The 13,684-nt window shown below is 64.7% G+C and carries 12 protein-coding genes; 2 read left to right on the forward strand and 10 right to left on the reverse strand.

Annotated features, from left to right (window positions below; translation table 11 throughout):
* Positions 1-14 precede the first annotated feature (14 nt).
* Positions 15-1,136: a M20 family metallopeptidase gene (locus QQ977_RS08515; RefSeq protein ID WP_285925260.1), complete on the reverse strand. Its 1,122-nt coding sequence runs from the start codon at positions 1,134-1,136 to the stop codon at positions 15-17.
* 156 nt (positions 1,137-1,292) lie between these two features.
* A complete protein-coding gene (locus tag QQ977_RS08520) occupies positions 1,293-2,951 on the reverse strand; it encodes a globin-coupled sensor protein (RefSeq protein ID WP_285925262.1) in 1,659 nt (552 codons plus the stop codon).
* Positions 2,952-3,145: 194 nt separating this feature from the next.
* On the opposite strand from QQ977_RS08520, the gene QQ977_RS08525 reads away from it, so the two are divergent.
* Positions 3,146-5,014 (forward strand): PINc/VapC family ATPase, encoded by a 1,869-nt coding sequence (locus QQ977_RS08525; protein WP_285925263.1) that lies wholly within the window; start codon positions 3,146-3,148, stop codon positions 5,012-5,014.
* A gap of 66 nt (positions 5,015-5,080) precedes the next feature.
* Here the strand turns inward: QQ977_RS08525 and glmS are convergent, their stop codons facing one another.
* The 5 genes from glmS to QQ977_RS08550 form a co-directional block, all read right to left on the reverse strand.
* Entirely contained in the window at positions 5,081-5,524 is a 444-nt protein-coding gene (gene glmS / locus QQ977_RS08530) for a methylaspartate mutase subunit S (RefSeq protein ID WP_285925264.1), read from the reverse strand.
* 125 nt (positions 5,525-5,649) lie between these two features.
* Positions 5,650-6,051 (reverse strand): hypothetical protein, encoded by a 402-nt coding sequence (locus QQ977_RS08535; protein ID WP_285925266.1) that lies wholly within the window; start codon positions 6,049-6,051, stop codon positions 5,650-5,652.
* 82 nt (positions 6,052-6,133) lie between these two features.
* Positions 6,134-6,427: a MarR family transcriptional regulator gene (locus tag QQ977_RS08540; RefSeq protein ID WP_285925267.1), complete on the reverse strand. Its 294-nt coding sequence runs from the start codon at positions 6,425-6,427 to the stop codon at positions 6,134-6,136.
* Positions 6,428-6,604: 177 nt separating this feature from the next.
* Positions 6,605-7,264, reverse strand: coding sequence for a class I SAM-dependent methyltransferase (locus QQ977_RS08545; protein WP_285925268.1), 660 nt, complete (start codon positions 7,262-7,264; stop codon positions 6,605-6,607).
* A gap of 55 nt (positions 7,265-7,319) precedes the next feature.
* On the reverse strand, positions 7,320-8,609 hold the full coding sequence (locus tag QQ977_RS08550; RefSeq protein WP_285925269.1) for a hypothetical protein: 1,290 nt from the start codon (positions 8,607-8,609) through the stop codon (positions 7,320-7,322).
* A 127-nt stretch (positions 8,610-8,736) separates the two neighbouring features.
* Here QQ977_RS08550 and QQ977_RS08555 point away from each other — a divergent pair, with 127 nt between their 5' ends.
* Positions 8,737-9,366 carry a metal-dependent hydrolase gene (locus QQ977_RS08555; RefSeq protein ID WP_285925270.1) on the forward strand — a complete coding sequence of 210 codons (630 nt, stop codon included), beginning with the start codon at positions 8,737-8,739 and terminating at the stop codon, positions 9,364-9,366.
* 53 nt (positions 9,367-9,419) lie between these two features.
* On the opposite strand, the gene QQ977_RS08560 is transcribed toward QQ977_RS08555, so the two are convergent.
* The 3 genes from QQ977_RS08560 to QQ977_RS08570 all read right to left on the reverse strand — a co-directional run bounded on the left by QQ977_RS08560 (position 9,420) and on the right by QQ977_RS08570 (position 13,657).
* Positions 9,420-11,033 (reverse strand): long-chain-fatty-acid--CoA ligase, encoded by a 1,614-nt coding sequence (locus tag QQ977_RS08560; protein WP_285925271.1) that lies wholly within the window; start codon positions 11,031-11,033, stop codon positions 9,420-9,422.
* A 112-nt stretch (positions 11,034-11,145) separates the two neighbouring features.
* On the reverse strand, positions 11,146-12,333 hold the full coding sequence (locus QQ977_RS08565) for a DUF5305 domain-containing protein (RefSeq protein ID WP_285925273.1): 1,188 nt from the start codon (positions 12,331-12,333) through the stop codon (positions 11,146-11,148).
* A 154-nt stretch (positions 12,334-12,487) separates the two neighbouring features.
* On the reverse strand, positions 12,488-13,657 hold the full coding sequence (locus QQ977_RS08570; protein WP_285925275.1) for a signal peptidase I: 1,170 nt from the start codon (positions 13,655-13,657) through the stop codon (positions 12,488-12,490).
* Between the last annotated feature and the right edge of the window lie 27 nt (positions 13,658-13,684).

Here is a 13,684-nt window from a genome sequence, read left to right on the forward strand (position 1 = left end):
ACGGTTCGTCTCGGTCACAGCCACCGTCGTGCGACGCTTCGATAGATCTCGTGACAGCGCTCGAGCACCGTCACCGAGACACTCTCGTCTTCCGTGTGGGCCTCGCCGGGTTCTGCAGCGCCACAGATCACACAGTCGGTGCCCGCCGCCGCGAGCCAGCCGGCGTCGGTCGCGTGGGGTTTCGTCACGAGGGCGGGTGAGCCCGACTGCACTTCGCTTGCGGCCGCGAGCACCGTCTCGGCGAACGTCTCGTCCGTACACCGCATCGGCGGCAGGTCCTGGTCGACGGTCCACTCGACGCCGTCTATCCGTTCGACGCGCTCAAGCGGGGCACGTTCGCCGGGGACGGTTCGCTCGTCGACCGTGATCGTACATCGGTCGGGAACGACGTTCATCGCCGCGCCGCCGTCGATCTCGGTGACGACGACGCTGCCTTCGAGGCGGTCGCCGGCAACCGAGACGGCGGGGGCCTCGAGGCTGCGAACGAGGTCGACGGCGTCTGTCGCCCGATAGATCGCGTTCTCGCCGGCGTGGGGTTCGCTGGCGTGAGACGAGACGCCGTAGGCGGTGATCGTGCTCCCGCGTCGCCCCTTGTGAGCGACGGCGACGTCGGTGACGTCCGGTCCCGAATACCCCGTCGATCCTTCGCCGACGACGGCGTAGTCGGGGACGAACCCGTGTTCGATGGCGTGTCGAGCGCCGACGCCGCCGACTTCCTCGCCGACGAAACTCGCGAAGACGAGTTCCCGCGCAGGCTCGCCGTCTCTTCGATCGATTTCCGCGTTCGCGACGTCCCGGAAGGCGACGGTCGCCGCCGCGAGCGTGCCTTTCATGTCCGCGGTACCGCGGCCGTAGAGCCGCCCTGCGCGTTCCTCGAGGGCGTAGCCATCGCCGTCGATCTGCGTGCCGTCGGGGGCGACGACGTCGTGGTGACCGACGAACGCGAGCGTCGCACGGTCTTCGGTCTCGGCGCCGCAAGCTTCGCCAGTCCGAGCGAACACGTTCCCGATCTCGTCACGGAAGACGTTTGCATCCGTCTCGCGGCGGAGCCACCCCTCGAGGTAGTCGCCTGCAGCCGCCTCGTCGTCGTGACTCGGGATCGCGACGAGCTTGCGGGTCAGCTCGAGTACTGTCATACGATACGGACCGATACCGCCTCGAGCGTGTTGACCCCATCGGCCGCTGACTGATACGGTCTGTTGTGACTCGTTCCCGGTGATCGTTCGAACGGGGCAGCGATCACCGGGAACACGGTACAACGATCCGTATGACAGCTTCGGAACGGAAGACGCTTAGTCGGCTGAAAGCTGCTCGTACAGCGGTTTTTCGGTGATCTCTTCGGGTTCGGTGAGTCGGCTCACCGACTGGACGACCTCGTTGATGCTCGCAGACTGCTCTTGGCTGGCTGCGGCGACGGCCTCGGCCTCTCGTGCAACGCTGTCAGCCGCCTGGGAGACGTCCTCGACGGTCGTCGCGATCACCTCGACGCTTTCGGCCTGCTGGTCGGTCGCCTCGGCGACGTCGTCCATGCCGCTTGCGGTCGTCTGTGCCGATTCGTGAATGGCATCGAGATCGTCGATAGTCTCGCGGACGAGGTCGGTTCCCTCGTCGACCCGGTCGACGGTTTCGTCCATCGCGTCGACCGTCTCGACGGCGCCTTCGCGGACTTCCTCGACCACGTCTTCGATCTCCTCGAGATCGTCGCGTGCGTTCTCCGAGAACGACATGACCTCGTCGGCGATCACGCCCAGCGTGTCGGCGTCACCGCCGCCGCTGCGTGAGGCCTCGATGTTCGCGTTCGTCGCGAGCACCTTCGTTCGTTTCGCCAGTTCGTCGATCCGTTCGACGACCGCGTCGATCTCCTGGGTCCGTTTCTCGAGGTCAGCAGCCGCCGCACTGACCCGTTCGGTCGCCTCGTCGATCTCCTCGAGCGCCGACAGCGCCTCGTCGGCCGACTCGGAACCGCTCGCCGCCAGTGATTCCGTCCGCTGGCTCGCCTGATACGTCTCGTCGGCGACCGCCGACACCTCTTCGATGGCCGCGCTCACGTCCGACAGCTCCGTTGCCGCCCGGCCGACGTCTTCGGCCTGCTTGTCGGTCATTCTGCTGATCCGCTCGGCACGCGTCGCGACGCCCTCGCTCGCGTCGTGGAGCTCCTGGATCGGGGCTTCGACGTCCTCTTCGACTTCGGTTGCCAGCTCGTCTCGACGGCTGACCGCCCGCTCGAGGTCCTGGGCGTAGGCGTCGACGTACGTGTCGGCTGCGACCTGCAGATCGAGGTTGATGATCCGCAACACGGACAGCAACTCGTGCATCCCGTCGTCGATGGCGTCACGGACGGTCTCTTCGAGCACGTCGTCAATACCGTCCTCGAGGTCGTCGTCCTCGTCGTCGTCCCCACCGAGGATGCCCGACAGGAGTCCGCCCTCGTCGGCTGTCTGCTGGTCGTCGAGTTCGGCGAGTCGCTCGTCGATCGCTTCGACGACGCGATCCTGGATCCGGTCGTTCATGATCCGCTCGAAGATGAGATCGTAGTAGACGCCGTACTGCCCCACGTACTGTTTCAGGGGCATGTCGAGCATCTCGTGGAGCTTGCCGATCCGAGCCCGGTTTTTGAAGTAGTCCCGGTCGTACTCACCCGTTGCAAGCGAGACGAGATACGCCTGCTGGGTCCGTTTGAGCTGGTCGATGTTCTTCGGCGACCGATCGACGATCTCGATCGCCTCGTCGTACTGGGTCAGATTCGCGTAGAAGTCGCCGGCGATCGCTTCGCGGTGGTCGCGTAACGGCTCTTCGAGGTTCGATAACCGCCGCTCGTCCCGTTCGTCAAAACCGATAAAGTCCTTTCGCCAGTCGATCTCGTCCTCGTCGAGGCCGATGTTCTCGACGAGTTCGTCCGTGTCGACGAACTCGTTGAATTCACCCTCCCCGAACGTTCGCTGTGGATCCATAGGATGGACATGTTCCGACTGTCTTTTAACTCTACCTGTGTCTTTTCGGACAGATAGACGCGGCCGAACGACGACTCGTTCGTGTCTCGTCCGCCGCCCGGACGAAATCTGGCAGGTGCGTATATTCGCGAGACAGTCCGGCGTTTCGCTGCTCGTCCCGCATCCTTATACCTGCACACGACCAACGATTCGGTATGAACGTCGTGCCGGATACGAGCGTGGTCATCGACGGCCGCGTCTCGGCGACGATCGAAGACGGGCAGTTCGAGGGAGCGACGATTTCGGTACCCGAAGCCGTCGTCGCAGAGCTCGAAGCGCAGGCAAACGACGGCATCGAGACCGGATGGGACGGCCTCGAAGAGCTCCAGTGCCTCGCCGAACTCGCCGACGAGGGCGTCATCGACCTCGAGTACGTCGGCGACCGACCCAGCGCCATCGAGCGCGGCCACGCCTCCGAGGGCGAGATCGACGCGTTGATCCGTGACCTGGCGGAGGATCTCGAGGCGACCTTCCTCACGAGCGACGTCGTCCAGGCCGAGGTCGCCGAAGCGAAAGGCCTCGCGGTCGAGCACGTCTCTCCCGAGGTCCGGGAGGTCGGGACGCTCACCGTCGAGAACTACTTCGACGAGGCGACGATGAGCGTCCACCTCAAGACGGGGATGGTCCCGATGGCAAAGCGGGGCGAACTCGGCGAGATGCACTACCAGGAGATCGCCGAGGACCCGCTCGAGGAGGAGACGATGGACGAGTACGCCCGCGAGGTCGTCGACGCCGCCAAGGAGTCTCCCGACGGCTTCCTCGAGCTCTCCGAACCCGGGATGAAGATCGTCCAGTTCCGGGACTACCGGATCGCGATCGGTCGACCGCCGTTTGCCGACGGCATCGAGATCACGGCCGTTCGGCCGATCGCCCAGACCGACATCGAAGACTACGAAAACGCTGCAGAGCTCAAAGAACGGCTGCTCGAACGCCAGCGTGGCGTCCTCATCTCGGGCGCACCCGGCGCGGGGAAGTCGACCTTCGCCCAGGCGGTCGCCCGCTACATCTCCGATCACGACTACGCGGTCAAGACGATGGAGAAACCCCGGGACCTGCAGGTCGGCCCCGAGATCACCCAGTACACCGAACTCGCCGGCGAGATGGAAAAGACCGCCGACGCCCTGTTGATGGTTCGGCCCGACTACACGATCTACGACGAGGTCCGCAAGACCGACGACTTCGAGGTCTTCGCGGATATGCGACTCGCTGGCGTCGGCATGATCGGCGTCGTCCACGCGACCCGCCCGATCGACGCCCTCCAGCGACTCGTCGGCCGGGTCGAACTCGGGATGATCCCCCAGGTCGTCGACACCGTCGTCTACATCGAAGCCGGGATGGTCGAGACCGTCTACGACGTCCGCACGGAGGTCAAGGTCCCGGCCGGACTCACCGAGGAGGATCTCGCTCGGCCGGTGATCCAGGTGACCAACTTCGAGACCGGCGAACCCGAGTACGAGATCTACACGTTCAACCGGCAAGTCGTCACCGTCCCGCTGAAAGAGGAAGAGGGTGGTCCCGGAGCCGAGTCCGGCGTCGACCGTATCGCCAAACAGGAGATCGAACGCGAGATCCGCTCGGTCGCCCACGGCTACGTCGACGTCGAGCTCAAGAGCCAGGACCGCGCGGTGGTCTACGTCGAGGAAGCCGACATCTCGAGTGTCATCGGCAAGGGCGGCGGCCGGATCACCGACATCGAGAACCGTCTCGGGATCGACATCGACGTCCGAACCCACGACGAGAACCCCAACTACGGGACCAGAACCGGCGGTGGCGGCGGAACCGGCGACGCCACAGGTCAGCCCGACGGCCAGCTCGTCACTCCCGAGATCACGTCGCGTCACGTCGTCGTCCCCGTCGACGGCAACCACGGTGAGACTGTCGAGCTGCAAGCCGGCGGCGAGTATCTCTTCACCGCAACGGTGAGCCGCGGCGGGGAGATTCAGGTCTCACGAGGCAGTGCAATCGCGGACGAACTTGAGCGTGCGATCGACCGGCAGGAACCGATCACGGTCGTTCCCTCCTGAGACGCGAGGGCGAGTGACCCTCTATCGTCAGCTCGATCTCCAAAATCAGTTCGAATCCCGCTCGAGTCAGGCGGCGGTGATCTGCTCGCGTTCGTCCTCGCTCGAGCGCTGATCTAGATCGGCCTGGAGCGCGGCGATCGCGTCTTCGGGGTCGGTTTCGGAGTCGAAGACCCGATCGAATCCGAGGTCGCGGAAGAACCGTTCGGTCTCTTCGAAGTCGTCCTGGCCGACCGCGAGGTTGCCGCCGATGTAGGTGACGACGTCTACGTCGGCCTCGGCGAGCTTCTGGGGGAAGCCCTCACAGTCCTGTTTGGCGTGGCCGTAAAGCGAGGAGACGAGTACAGCCTCGGCGTCGTGTTCTTTTGCGGCCTCAACGAACTCCTCCTGGGAGGTCTGTACACCCAGGTTCACGACGTCGAACCCGTTCGCCTCGAGGGCCTGTTCTAGAATCGTGATGCCGACGACGTGGGCGTCGGAGCCGATCACGCCGAGGATGACTTTCGTCGCCATGTCGGTATTCACCACCGAAGGAGAGGACCTACATAAACCTAATGATTCATAATCAACTATGCGACCGATCCGACGACGGTCCGGCGTCTACCGGCAGTCGCGACGGCGAACGGATCGAGAGACGATCAGCGCTGATAGACCTCCGGGTTGCGCCACCAGAATAGCACCCAGCCGAGCAGGAAACCGCCGCCCATCGCGATCAGGTCCGACGCGATTCGTGGGAGGGCGGTGTCGACGGTCACCAAGAGAGCGATTGTCGATCCAACGATCGCCCCGAGCACCACGAAGAAGACGTCGCCCGCGATCCACTCGCGAGAGCGTTCCCAGTAGTGTGCGTTCTCCTCTTCGTACCAGATCCGAAGGTAGATGATCACGGGTGCCATCGCGGTGATGACCGTGATGACCCGATACTCTTCCGGCAGCCCGACCGGCACCAGTACCACGGCGTTTACGATCTCTGCGAGCATCAACGCGACGAACAGCCCCACCACGAGCCATCCCCACCGCGGTAGCGTCTCTTTATCCATACCCTGGATCGGTTACCGGTAGAAAATAACTGTGCCGTAATCGTTCGGTTCTCGCTCTCGCTTCGGAGACGTGACGCCGACGTTACTCCGCACAGCAGGCGTCCTCGCCGCTGTTCGATTCGTCGACGCCGCCGTCGGCAGTCATCGCTTCCTCGATACGGTAGAGACTCTGGCGTGCGTCGGCGAAGTAGATGTCTTCGTCGACGACGCCGATCCCCTCGAGTCGTTCGAGTGCGTACCGAACCGTCCGAGCGGACAGCATCGATTCCTCGACGATCTGCTTTTGGGTGAGCGGGCCATCGTACTCCAGTACCTTGAACACGAGTTTGGCACTCGGCGGCAGATCTGCGATCTTCTCCCCGTCAGTCTCTTCCATGTTACGGATCGAACGGAGCCAACAGTATAAAAGTTGAGTCTTCCGTCAGCAGCGATACGCTCGCTCGTCGACACGATATTATCACTCGACAAAACGGTCGTTTCTGCACACGAGCGGATCTCGCTGTGGCGACGAGAGTGACGAGCCACGACGGAGGATACGTTGCGCGTTCGCCGATCACGGCGGTGTGGCGACGACACCTTCGACGGGCAGTCCGTACAGACTCTCGGTCCGAACGGCTCGGATCTCGAAGTCCGCTCGCTCGAGGGCGGCCACGAGGTCGATCGGCCGACAGTCGAAGACGTCCGGCCGGAGCCGATGGAGCCGGTCGTACAGCGACACGGCGAGGCGATCCTTCCGGGACAGCGAGAGCGCGCCGAGGCGGCCCTCGGACGTGAGAACGCGTCGACACTCCCCGAGGACCGTCTGGCGGTCTGTCGACGACAGTAACTCGAGCGTGAACGACGACACCACCGCGTCGACCGAGTCGTCCGCGACGTGGCGCATGTTTCTGGCGTCGCCGTTGATCAGGAGCGCGCGGTCGCCGAACCCACGATCCTCGAGACGGCGTCGGGCACGATCGATCATCTCCGCCGAGAGGTCGAGTCCGACGACGGTGCCGTCGGCTCCCACCTGCTCTCCAGCCGTCACGAGGGCCGTTCCCGGACCACAGCCGACGTCGAGAACCGTTTCGCCCGGTTCGAGTTCGAGATCGTCGACGAGCCGGTCGACGTGTCTGCGCTCCAGTCTCGTGATGTAGCGGTCGTAGTAGGGTGCGAGCCGATCGTATCGCGTTCCGGCGTCGGCCTCCGAACGAGCGGACTCGAGGCGGTCCATACGTCACGTTCGCTCCGATCGCATCTAATACCGGCGACGAATCGGCTCGTCGGTATCACGCCGACCACTCCTCGAGTCGATCCGAGAGCGACTCGGAGACGTCGGTGAGATACACCGTTCCCCAGATCGCGACGACGATCGCGCCGACGAGGTTGAAGAGCAGGTCGACGATCGTGTCGTGAATGCCGTACTGGGCGAGCACCGCCGGGAGGTCGGCGTAGATCGCGAACTGGTCGATCGCGAACTCGAGCAGTTCCCAGACGACGCCGGCCGCGAGGACGAAGACCAGGATGAGAACGACCATGAACGCCGGTGGGATGTAGACGTCGTCGGTGTGAAGCTCGACGGCTCGAAAGAACGCGTATCCGGCGGCAGCGACGACCGACGCCGACAGCACGTGCGTGACGTTATCCCACGGATCGACCGCGTCGTAGAGGCCGGCCGAACCGAGCGCGTGCAAGAACACTGCTGTCGTGATCCAGAGCACGAGCCCGGCGTCCATCGGAAGCTCGAGGTCACGTTCCAGGGCGGCGGGAACGAACGTGACGACGAGGGCGACGCCGGCGTTTGCGATCGTCGGGAGGTGAAGCGTCACGACTCCGTACGTGAAGACGACGACGAGCAGCCCCTGCATCCCGCGGACGAGACGTCGCTGGGTTTGCACCGAGAGATGGAGCCGTTCGGCGAGGGTCTCCCCGTCCGTGTCGGCTCTCTCCTCGAACGTCGACTGCGACGCGACGGCCGGTCGGTCGCTTCCCGGCGGGATTCGGTTCCGAAAGAAGAGGGTGAACGCGACGCCTGCGAGCACGCCAGCAACCGTCGCGTAGGCGAACTCGATCATCACGACGGCGTTTATCACGTCCGGATGGCGACCATCGAGTAGGAACGAGGTACCGAGCAGGACGTCGGCGAGCCACAGCGCGACGTTGTACATCGCCGCAGCGGCCATCGTCGTCAGCGTCACGAGGACGATCGCGAACGTCTGGTTCATCCGAACCGACGTGAACGCGTGGAGTTCGACGACGACGAGCAACGCGACGACGGCGACGGCGACGTAGGGTACGACGTCCGTCGCGAACGGAACGCCGACGACGACGTCCCACAGGATCGGTACGCAGGCGACGGCGAGTAGATCCCACGGCAGCGTGACCGTCGGATCGCGAAACGCGGCCGGCGGGACGACGGCGACACCGACGAGACACGCCGCGAGCACCGCCGTTCGTACGTCGCCGGCGAGGACGTGGTAGCTCGCGAGACCGACGAGTACACAGACGAGTACCCAGAACGGAACGGCGTTTCGGCGACTCTCGCGCAAGACGCTGGCTAACCTGTCGCCGTCTGTCATGCAGTCGACTCGAGGTCATCGACCTATCTAACCGTTCGGGTGTGTGCGGTGTCGACCGACGGGTCTGTGAACCAATCACACAGTGTCCGATACGTTGATGGGATCGTGTCGCCTAGAAGAGGACACGATGATGCTTCCGACCCACGCACTCTCGGGAATGGCGCTCGCGGCACCGGTCGCCGTCGTTTCCCCCGAGTTCGCGGGCGTCGCCTTCCTCGCGGGACTTCTCGGCGGCGTCGTCCCCGATCTGGACATGTACGCGGGCCACCGGAAGACGCTTCACTACCCCGTCTACTACACGATCGCCGCCGTCGTAGCGACCCTCCTCGCAGCCGTCGTCCCGACGACGGTGACAGTCGCCGCGGCAGTGTTCCTGGCCGGGGCAGCGCTTCACTCCGTCACCGACGTCTTCGGGAGCGGCCTCGAGTTGCGACCGTGGGAGGGGACCTCCGATCGTGCAGTGTACGATCACGCTCGTGGCCAGTGGATCGAGCCGCGGCGGCTGATCCGATACGACGGCTCGCCCGAGGACTTCCTCCTGTCCGTGGGGCTTGCCGTCCCGCTGCTTGCTACCCTCGAGGGTGGATTCCGGACGGTCATCCTCGCAGCGCTTGCGGTCGGGTTCGTTTACACCGCCGTCCGTCGCACCCTCCCGACGATTGCGACGGTCCTCCTCGCTTACGTCCCGACGGCACTTCGCGAGTACGTGCCGGCGCGGTACCTCGCGGACGACGGCAGGGCTGCTCGAGTTGGGTAACTGAAACACGAAAACGACGGTTCTGACGGCGGGACGGCCGTCGGTCAGACGGACTACCCCTGCCCGACCATCTCCTCTTCGTCTTCCCACTCCTCTTCGCGGAGTTCGAACTTCTGGATCTTGCCGGTGGCCGTCTTCGGCAGTTCCTCGACGAACTCGACCCGGCGGACGACCTTGTAGTTCGCGAGCCGGTCGCGGGTGAACTTCGTCAACTCCTCTTCGGAGACGGGTGGGTTCTCGGGGTCGCCGTTTGCAGGGACGACGAACGCCTTCGGCGTCTCGCCCCACTCCTCGCTTGGCGAGGGGATGACGGCGACGTCGCCGACGGCCTCGTGATCGAACAGGGTGTCCTCGAGTTCGATCGAGGAGATGTTCTCGCCGCCGGAGATGATGATGTCCTTGTCGCGGTCTTTGATGGCGACCATCCCGTTCTCGTTGACGGTCGCGAGGTCGCCGGTGTGGAACCAGTCCTCACGCCGGCCGCTGAACGCCTCGTCGGTCTCGTCGGGTTTCTCCCAGTAGCCCTCCATGACCTGATTCCCACGGACGAGAATCTCGCCGATCGTGTCGTCGTCCCAGGGCACTTCGGTACCGTCCTCGTCGACGACCTCGACCTGGGTCCCCAGTGGGGCGATCCCCTGGCGTTTTTTCAGCGCGAAGCGTTCCTCGCTGTCCTCGTCGATCAGCCGGCGGGTCGCGGAGGTGCTGATGAGCGGCCCGGTTTCAGTCGCCCCGTAGAGCTGACGGAAGTGCCAGCCGAACTCTTCTTCGACCATCTCGATGACGCTCTCGGGGGCGGCTGCGCCGGCGGCGGTGACCCGCATCGGGTTCTCGCCTTCAGTCGAGACGTCGTTGTTCTCGTAGTGCTCGCCGAGCATGCTCAACACCGTCGGGGCACAACAGAGGAACGAGACGTCCTCCCCGTTGATGGCCTCGAAGACGCCCTCGGGGTCGACACCGCGGGTACAGACGTGTTTCGCTCCGATGCCGGTGATGGCGTAGATGTGGCCCCAGCCGTTGACGTGGAACATCGGCAGCGTCCAGAGGTAGACGTCGTCGTCGGTGATCTCGTGGTGGATCGTCACGAGCTGGGCGTGTAGCGACTCGGTGCGATGGGTTCGCATGACACCTTTCGGATCGCCCGTCGTCCCGGAGGTGTAGTTGATCGTGATGATCTCGTCCTCTGTCATCTCTGGACGCTCGTAGTTGGGCTCGGTCTCCGCGAGAAGCTCGTCGAAGTCCTCCCAGTCGCCGGAAACGGCGTCTGTGTCGTTCGTGATGAACGTCTCGGTGGGAACCTCCTCGCGGACCTCCTCGATCTTCTCGGCGTACTCGTAGTCGGCGTAAATCGCCTTGACGTCGGCGTCGTTGAGCAGGTAGACGTAGTCTTCGGGGGTGAGCCGATAGTTGAGCGGCGTGTGGACCGCTCCGATCTGCATGATCCCGTAGGCGGCCTCGAGCTGGTAGTGGGTGTTCGGATCGAGCACGGCGACGCGGTCGCCTTTCTCGATGCCACGCTCTGCCAGTGCCGCCGAAACGCGGTCTGCACGGTCGCCGAACTCCTCGTAGGTGAACCGCTCACCCGTCGTCGCGACGATGGCCTCCTCATCCCCGTAGTACTTGCGTGCCCGGTCAAGGAAGTCGGTTACCAGCAGTGGAACCTCCATACGTATTTGTGGGGGATAGATCGTGATACTTTTTGCGAAGTCTTGCCGTGTTCGACACAATAAATGGTGATGAATTTCGTTGCCACGAACGAAACACGATCGTTTGGCCTCGTTAGAGCTGTTCCCAGGCGTCGTCGTCGTCGGGATCGGGCAACTCCTCGTCGGGAACGTCGGTCTCGTCGAACGCGTCCGCGGCGTCGAACGACGCGATCGGATCCGGTTCGTCCGCTCGGTCGGTGTCACTCACTCGTTTCTGTCGGCCGATCTCCGGGTACGGCCAGGTGGTCTCCTCCCAGGATCCCTCCGCGCTGTAGTAGTACACCACGTCGCCATTGACGACGGCGTACAGCTCCCGGTTGTCGTCGTAGACGACGCGTTCGTTCGTGTCGATCGCGACGTCGACGACGTCCTCGAGCGAGTCGAGTTCGAGCTGGTGGTCTCCGATCCACATCGGAATCGTTCCCTTCGAGATCCACTCCGCGTACCGCTGTCGGTGGAGGGCAAGCCGTGCCTCCTCGGCGTCGACGTTCGACCGGCTGTAGACGAACCCTGCAGCGCCGATCGAAAACACCGCAAGCATCGCGATCGCCCCGACCAGTGCGGTGTTGGGCTGCTCTTCGACCGTGATTTCGGCGGTCTCGGTGTGTGTCTCTTCTGTCGACGGCGACGCCGCGAGCCAGTAGGCGTCGTCGGTCAGAACCAGCTCCGTCGCCATCGTCGGCTCGTCCGGGCTTCGCTCGTACCAGGCGTCGTCGTCGCTTTCGACGTGGACGTAGAACTCGAGGGCGACCTCGACCGTTCCCACGCCCGCGATCGCCTCCTCGAGTTCGTCACGGCGGTCGGCGAGCTCGGAGACGTTCACCGTCGTCTCCGCGGCCGCCGTCCCATCCTCGACGGTCGCCGTCGCCCGATCTTGAAACGCCGTTTCGGTGTAGAACACGTCGTCGTCGTGGACCGCCTCGTACCGCACCTCGGTGTCGTAGACGACGGTGGATCCGTCGTCCGGCACGCTCGTCGTCTGCTCGATGGTCAGCTCCGGGGTGGCGTTTACCATGTAAACGGCGTTGTCCTCGAGCGTCTCTGACTCGTTCCAGAGATCTCCGCCGACGACGACTGCACTCGTGTGGACGTCGCTCGTGAACTCCTCCTCGCCGATCTCCTCGGTGACCGTCCGCTCCGACGGCGTCGCGACGACCCAGCCGGCTGCGACGGCCGCGACCAGTCCGAGGAGCACGAACGTGACGAGCAGGACGCGGCCGTTCCGTGCGATCACGAGGTCGAGGCGGGGACTGTTTAGCATTGTCTCCTCCTGTCGTGACGGCTCGAGAGACGGTCTACGGCAGCGAAGCGTTTTACCTCTGCACCCCCCCGACCGCGGCCGCGCTCACCACTCACGTGTACGTGTTCCACTCTCTCTCCCTGTCGTATAACCGTAGTGTTTGTATCACTGATTCTCATCGCCACTTTCGAAGTTTTCGACGGAGCCGCGTCACAACCGGGACGTGATCGCCTGCGGATCGAAGTCGGAGCTCGCCGGAACCGAACAGCACCAGCACGCCGCCGACGACGACCCCGACGACGACGCCGTTGACCGCGGCGATCGCGACCAGCGGGTGGATCCCGTGGAGGGCGGCGAGCACCGACGGCGGTGCGACGAGCAAGTAGCGGTGTTCGGCGACGTCTCGCGTGTACTCGCCCGGTTCGTCGGGCGCGTGCAGGGTGACAGCCGCCTCGGCGTCCCCGCGGCTCCCGACCGTCAGCCGCTCGGGTTCGACCTCGACGCCGGAACTCGCCGGCTCGAGGACGGTCACGACCGGCACCAGGCCGGCGTTGTCCACGGTGTGGATGAGCGTCCCCGTCTCGCCGGGTGCGAGCACCTGCGGATCGTCGGTCGGGTCGTCGGTGCTCACGACGCCGTATTCGACGACGCCCGAGGGAAGCACCATCGCCGCGGTCCCGAACGTGACGAAGACGACGAGAATTACCGCGAGAACGACCCGCACCGCCAGGACGTTCTCGCGGCTCGTCGACCGCCTGGCCTCGCGTTTCGCGGGCCCGAACCGATCGAGCAACACCCCGAAGCCGAGCAACGCGACGCCGAGTCCGACAAGCAGCGAGCCGAGCCCGTCGCGCTCGAGCGTCGTCGTCAGCCCGAGCGTCGAGGCGAGCGCATCGTAGCCGCCCTCGAGGACGCCGTGGACGCCCATGACGACCGTCCCCAGATGGGGGACCGTCACGACCTCGCCGTTTACCTGCAGGGCGACGGCGACGATCCGGCCGTCGGTCACGGGCGGCTCCCCGCCGTCCTGGTCGGTGAAGGGATTGGCGTCGCCGGCCGTGACGTATCCCTCGTCGGTCTCGTCGACGACCCGGTGGGTCGTCAGTCCCCCGTCGTGTAGCTCCCGGGCATCGAAGACGACCACGTCACCCTCCTCGACCTCGCCGGCGACGACGCTCGGGATCGCGACGAAGCCGTCGCCGGCCGCCATCGTCGGCTCCATGCTGCCCGTGGCGACGTAGCCGAGCAAGATTGGCTGGCCGAGCAACTGCCCGAGCACCAGCAGGAGGACGACGACGACCGCGAGGCTCCCCAGCGCCTGCTTGAGTACCGACCGCTCGCTCATGCTGGTGTCAGCATCTCGCGGCCGACT

The organism is Natrialbaceae archaeon AArc-T1-2 (assembly GCF_030273315.1).
Taxonomy (GTDB): Archaea; Halobacteriota; Halobacteria; order Halobacteriales; family Natrialbaceae; genus Tc-Br11-E2g1.

Excerpts from the sequence above, each read along its gene's own strand:
- QQ977_RS08515 (WP_285925260.1), bottom strand. The coding sequence starts at position 1,136 with ATGACAGTACTCGAGCTGACCCGCAAGCTCGTCGCGATCCCGAGTCAC.
- QQ977_RS08520 (WP_285925262.1), bottom strand. The coding sequence starts at position 2,951 with ATGGATCCACAGCGAACGTTCGGGGAGGGTGAATTCAACGAGTTCGTC.
- QQ977_RS08525 (WP_285925263.1), top strand. The coding sequence starts at position 3,146 with ATGAACGTCGTGCCGGATACGAGCGTGGTCATCGACGGCCGCGTCTCG.
- glmS (WP_285925264.1), bottom strand. The coding sequence starts at position 5,524 with ATGGCGACGAAAGTCATCCTCGGCGTGATCGGCTCCGACGCCCACGTC.
- QQ977_RS08535 (WP_285925266.1), bottom strand. The coding sequence starts at position 6,051 with ATGGATAAAGAGACGCTACCGCGGTGGGGATGGCTCGTGGTGGGGCTG.
- QQ977_RS08540 (WP_285925267.1), bottom strand. The coding sequence starts at position 6,427 with ATGGAAGAGACTGACGGGGAGAAGATCGCAGATCTGCCGCCGAGTGCC.
- QQ977_RS08545 (WP_285925268.1), bottom strand. The coding sequence starts at position 7,264 with ATGGACCGCCTCGAGTCCGCTCGTTCGGAGGCCGACGCCGGAACGCGA.
- QQ977_RS08550 (WP_285925269.1), bottom strand. The coding sequence starts at position 8,609 with ATGACAGACGGCGACAGGTTAGCCAGCGTCTTGCGCGAGAGTCGCCGA.
- QQ977_RS08555 (WP_285925270.1), top strand. The coding sequence starts at position 8,737 with ATGATGCTTCCGACCCACGCACTCTCGGGAATGGCGCTCGCGGCACCG.
- QQ977_RS08560 (WP_285925271.1), bottom strand. The coding sequence starts at position 11,033 with ATGGAGGTTCCACTGCTGGTAACCGACTTCCTTGACCGGGCACGCAAG.
- QQ977_RS08565 (WP_285925273.1), bottom strand. The coding sequence starts at position 12,333 with ATGCTAAACAGTCCCCGCCTCGACCTCGTGATCGCACGGAACGGCCGC.
- QQ977_RS08570 (WP_285925275.1), bottom strand. The coding sequence starts at position 13,657 with ATGAGCGAGCGGTCGGTACTCAAGCAGGCGCTGGGGAGCCTCGCGGTC.